At 36.8% G+C, this 1,028-nt stretch carries 1 protein-coding gene; it reads left to right on the forward strand.

Annotated elements, in window-relative coordinates; translation table 11 throughout:
• Positions 1-149: 149 nt before the first annotated feature.
• Positions 150-1,028, forward strand: an 879-nt coding sequence (locus tag HCCG_RS11350) for an AMP-binding protein (protein ID WP_230197966.1), incomplete at its 3' end; no start/stop codon positions are given.

The raw sequence follows: 1,028 nt of genomic DNA on the forward strand, positions 1-1,028 counted from the left end.
CAAGAAATTGCGACTTACTAATGGGGGGGGGGGGGGGTAACACTCTATGAGTCCTATTATTATGCAATCTATCGTTATAAATCTTTATCATTTCGCCATATCTCTATATGTGAGAATTTACAATGTGCGTAAGTTCATTTATGCACAAAATGTCGTGCTATGGCGACAAAAATGCCTTAATACTCAACGACACACCCTACACTTATGCGGAGATTTGTAAGAAAATGTCAGCCTTTAGTCTTTCTCAAACTATGCTTACAATCCCAAATAATGCAGTGATAGCACTTAGGGGAGATTATAGCCTTTCTTATATCATAGCATTTTTGGCTTTATGCAAAAAGCAGTGTATTATAGCCCCCTTACTTCCACGAAATATTGACATTTCGCTACAAGATTTTGGGGTAGAGTTTGTGTTAGACACACAAGAAAATAAGCTAGATTCTATCAGTCCAAAATCACATAGTTTGCTTGATAGTTTAAAAAAGCAAAATAATGGCGGATTAATCCTTTTTTCAAGCGGTAGCACAGGCAAACCCAAAGCCATAGTGCATAATCTAAATACACTTTTAGAATCTTATTGTAATAAAAGGCAAAATCCATTGCGTATAATGAGTGTATATTTGCCAGACCATATCGCAGGGATTGATGTAATGCTAAATACCTTTGGGGGTGGTGGAAGCCTTATTATCCCAAAAGAGCGAAGTCCGCAGTGGATTCTAGAATCTTTACAAAAACATAAAGTAGAGATTTTACCTACTTCGCCGACATTATTGCGACTTTTGCTTGTTGCTGGATTAGGCAATTATGACTTAACTCATTTAAAGCTAATCATTTATGGAAGCGAAAAAATGTCTTCAAAACTTTTAGAATCTTTGCAACAAGCCCTGCCGCACACAAGATTCAAGCAAAGCTTTGGGACAAGTGAGACAAATGCCATTAAAACCAAACAAACAGATGAGAGCGACTTCGCAGAGTTTTTTAGAATCATAAATGCAGGCTACAAGATAGTGGATAATATACTCTATCTT

This window comes from Helicobacter cinaedi CCUG 18818 = ATCC BAA-847, assembly GCF_000155475.1.
GTDB classification, from domain to species: Bacteria; Campylobacterota; Campylobacteria; order Campylobacterales; family Helicobacteraceae; genus Helicobacter_C; species Helicobacter_C cinaedi.